We start from the raw sequence: 3537 nt of genomic DNA on the forward strand, positions 1-3537 counted from the left end.
AAATCGGAACAGGTGGCCGGCTTCGTTTCGGAATCAATGGCCGGCTTCATCGGAATACGCACTCTCAACAAGTGCGCTTCCTATTCGTGATCTACAGACAAAGTGACGAACGGGACGGCGTCTTCGGTTTTCAGGAACGTGCCCAGTGGCGATTTCATCCCTTACTATGCAATCCATGGGCGATCCCTGGCCGCGCCAACTCGCGACGGCCCTTGAGGGCACTCGTTGCCTAACGGCGTTTGTGCCTTGCAACCCGCTCACCCAAGCTTGCGGAAGGCAACTTGTGAATGGAGTTTGCGATGGGACGAACCAGCAAGCGCGATGCAAGACTTGAGCGGCAGCGAGAGTATCAAAGGCAGTACCGGCGGCGGTTGAAAAATGTGGGGCGGCCGGATCGGGACGCGATCGCTCAGGCCTTCTTTTACCATGTGATCACGCAAATCCTGAAAGACCCGAAGGCCGGGGATGGGTTAAAGAGGCTTATGGACCAGGTCGCGAGCTTGCTTGTGGATCTGGGGTATGATCCGACCGAGACACATTATGCCATCGACGCAGTGCTTAGCCGCTACGAGCAGGGTTGGAGCTTCCAAAGGAAACGCCTGTAATCGGAAGTTGATGCGTCGGTAAGCCAGAGCTTCTGGATAGTCGGTCGACGCCCAACAGGGACGCGTGATCGCGCCACTCGGCATCCTTTTGCGCAGGCACGAGTCTCTGAGCTTGGCAAAGGACTCCTGATCTTGCGCTGCCAGTTGAGCCATCTTGCGAGCGAACTCCTCCGGCCAGACCGCTTATGCAACCTCGAGTGAGCTCGGCAGTATCAAGCTGCTGCTCAGAGGCTCCCGCGATCGATCGACAATGGTCTCCTCTGGCGACTGTTCATCCGCGCGATGAGAAGGCTCGCAGGCCCCGAATAGCCCCAACGCTGCAAGGGAGGTTCACCGGTTCAGGGCTGGCATCGCCCTTAGAACATAAGCTCCGTTTTGACCCGGGGCGGCAGAAGCCGCCCACTAGCAACAAGCCTTACCGGCCCAGCATCAGGCATGAAGTGACGCCGTTTTTGCAACAATACCTCTAAATTGCCGGATATTGCCGGTAGCGATTCTCTTCGGACGGTAACGCACCCTATGGGCCTTGAAAGAGGCCTCCAGTGCCGTTGCTGCCTCTTTGCCCATACAAAAGCGTACCAGATCAAGATAGATCGCAGCGAACTGCCATCCGTGCTCAGCGCCGCCTTGTAATTCTTTCCGGCGAGAGCCGTGCGACACCTCGTATAATACTGGTGCGGAGAGCAATCCCCATAAATCGACGTTGAGGCGTCGATGCACGATATGCGCCCATTGATGCAGGACGATCCAATCCTGTCGGGCCCAACGTGGGATCACAATCGAATCGGTACCGTGAGCCGCAGGATATTTCCTTCCCCGGCCGTCAGCGACCTGGAGATCCCATTCAATGACATCGACAGCGTCCCCATAACGGCGGCGCAGAGGAGCAGATTGGGAGTGCTTCAAGAGGTACTCCTGGATGTCAGATACTGCTGGAAGTGCCGAACCGAGATTCTCCAACGCTTCGTGTTCCGCTCGTGATAGTTTTGACAATTGTGAGTCACGTATTTTCATAAAACAACCTCATATTAAAAATACCAACTGCCGAATACTCTGCATGCTAATTGTATCATAATTTCTTTACTTAGCAATACCTTCAATTTGTCTATGGTATTACATGGCCATGGTCCGCTCCGAATGCGAACGGATCTCGCTGTCTGGCAATGCGTTACCGAAAATACCGCAAGAACCACTTCGGAGCTCGCCAACTGTTGCGCAGATGCTCTTCACTCTAAGAAGCGCTCTTCTCACCCAACCAGGCGAAGCTTGCCCCGATCACCAGCGACCCCCGAGAGCTCTTGCTCGAGCATGCCACCTCCTAAGCCGAAGGCCCTCTCATTTTCGGGGATCGTCGCGCGGATAATCGAGGAGCGACCAACCATGGCAATGGAAAACGCCGTTGATCCAACTAAACGCTTGGATGAATTCACCAGGTGCAGGAGATGCCTCCTGACCGCGCAAGGGCTGCAGCGGATACGATCCTCATGCTGGACCCTTATGCGGATGCCGCGAGCATCGCTTATAGCAGCATGTTCGCCAACGTCTTCATGTCCGACCACCCCGCAGCTGCTGGTGGATGAAAGCACCCACCCGGAGCAGCTGTTTTTCCCTTCGTGATCTTCCCAGCGATCCTCGCACAGGTGCCGGACCTCGGCGCGACAAGCACCGCAACCACGCAGAATTTGGTGCCCTGCACACCGGTAGATGCAGTTGATACCGGACGGCTTTACCTCCCGCCTGAGCAGGACGATTAGCCGTCGGTAGCCGAAACGCCGCTGGCGATTGGCAAGATCGCGCAAACTCATCGCAGCGCGACCGCCGACGGTCGGCAGCACCGATAACGGACCATCTTGCTGTCGGCGGAATTGATCTGGCAGGCCCATCGCTCAGACGGGCCCGTCGTGGCCTTCAGCTGCGCGACGGCATCACGCTTAGCGGGCGGCAGGTCATCGAAGCGGCGCCCCTGACGGCGCCTCTTCTTCTTATTCAGTCAGGAATCGTGATTTCAGAAGCCAGTCAGGACGGCTTATCGGGAAGCACACCTGTGCGCGCTCCCCGGATCTGCGATAGCGTGTGAACACCTTCCCCGCCAGAAACAGCGGACGGGGCAGGAGCCTCAGCTCATGACCCGCAGCATCAATGAACGCCTCGAGATCTTTGATGCGCGCATAACGGGCCGACTATTCCGCGTAGATGACATTTGTTGATGACGAGGGGACCACGGAGGCCCACCTCTTCCAGTTGCGCGACCGACGTTCCGCCCAAGTCTCACCATTGTGTAACGAGATCCAAGGGGGCGTTCGTATCTACCAGGGTCATACTTCGCCCCACGACAGAGCCATAATCGCATCCGTATCAAGGTCCCTTGCCTGCGTGACCGCGCAGCCGCTCCAAAGGCTGCCAGTTGCGGTTCATCGCAGCCATAGCCGCCTTTGCGTGGCGAGCCTCAATGCACACCGCAGGCAGACCGGCCTCCTTCAGGCCGAAGAACATCCACTGCGACAGCGGACCCGCCTCGGAGCAAACGCGGACGAAGCTATCGCGATCCGCTATAGCTCGGTGGCGATCAGCTCTGGGTCAAATCCGACGCGCGACTCGTGTATCAGGCGGCAGTCGACATCGACGACGCACACGTTCGTCAGCTCAAGCGACACATCCAGACCTGCGTAGAGATCAGTCAGGCTTGCCTCCTTTCCGGCGATTGAACATGCCGGTCGGAAAAGCACCGGCGTCTCCGGAACCGAAGCCCCGACTACACCATTTCAATGAGCGGCTCCTCACCAGCTATCGGCACGCCCGATACAAGCATCGAAGAATGGAGGATCGACTACAATCTGAACCGCCCCCACACCAGCCTCGACGCGCTCGAGCCCAACGAATTTGCAACCCGGTCCAGATCGAACAACAACGTGAACCGGCTAGAGCGGTTTTC

2 protein-coding genes and 1 pseudogene are annotated in these 3537 nt (G+C 57.4%); 1 reads left to right on the forward strand and 2 read right to left on the reverse strand.

What is annotated here, in order from left to right:
- Window positions 1–287 precede the first annotated feature (287 nt).
- Window positions 288–605 carry a hypothetical protein gene (locus tag L610_RS18645; protein ID WP_144706901.1) on the forward strand — a complete coding sequence of 106 codons (318 nt, stop codon included), beginning with the start codon at window positions 288–290 and terminating at the stop codon, window positions 603–605.
- Window positions 606–1034: 429 nt separating this feature from the next.
- On the opposite strand, the gene L610_RS18650 is transcribed toward L610_RS18645, so the two are convergent.
- Window positions 1035–1619 (reverse strand): hypothetical protein, encoded by a 585-nt coding sequence (locus L610_RS18650; protein ID WP_144706904.1) that lies wholly within the window; start codon window positions 1617–1619, stop codon window positions 1035–1037.
- Window positions 1620–2302: 683 nt separating this feature from the next.
- Window positions 2303–2547, reverse strand: a pseudogene (locus L610_RS18655) (IS3 family transposase); the annotation flags it as partial.
- Between the last annotated feature and the right edge of the window lie 990 nt (window positions 2548–3537).

The sequence above is a fragment of the Aminobacter sp. J44 genome, assembly GCF_007829415.1.
Lineage (GTDB): Bacteria > Pseudomonadota > Alphaproteobacteria > Rhizobiales > Rhizobiaceae > Aerobium.

Excerpts from the sequence above, each read along its gene's own strand:
- L610_RS18645 (WP_144706901.1), top strand. The coding sequence starts at position 288 with ATGGAGTTTGCGATGGGACGAACCAGCAAGCGCGATGCAAGACTTGAG.
- L610_RS18650 (WP_144706904.1), bottom strand. The coding sequence starts at position 1,619 with ATGAAAATACGTGACTCACAATTGTCAAAACTATCACGAGCGGAACAC.